Genomic DNA, 405 nt, shown 5'->3' on the forward strand with positions numbered 1-405 from the left:
AAACGCAACGGCCAGACGCGAGAGGGCCGTTGCGCGTCAGCGCTTATCATATAGGCGACGTAGTTGTGCTTCATGGTCTTCACGAACGACTCAGCCATACCATTGCTCTGCGGCGAGCGCACGGGCGTGGTCAGCGCCTGCAGGCCCAGTTCGCGCGCAAAGCTGCGCGTGCGATGGTCGATGTATGCGGAGGGCTTTGTCAAGTTAAGCGAAACGGATCATGGCTTCCCACTTGGATAAGGTATCCTTATTAATTTGCGCTGGGGAGTTGCACACCTGCCCAGTCGTACCACGCAAACAGACGCACCCTGAGTTGTTGGCGATGACGGCTTGCGTTCATCCGGTGCCGGGGCAACGCGGAATGTGACGGATCGGACCCAAACGCGAGAGGAACGCCTGCGTGCG

General features: G+C 59.3%; 1 pseudogene. It reads right to left on the reverse strand.

Annotated elements, in window-relative coordinates:
* Positions 1-191: pseudogene (locus P0D80_RS51330) on the reverse strand (IS3 family transposase); the annotation flags it as partial.
* Positions 192-405 lie beyond the last annotated feature (214 nt).

Source organism: Paraburkholderia sp. RL17-373-BIF-A, from assembly GCF_046030175.1.
In the GTDB taxonomy this organism is placed as follows: domain Bacteria; phylum Pseudomonadota; class Gammaproteobacteria; order Burkholderiales; family Burkholderiaceae; genus Paraburkholderia.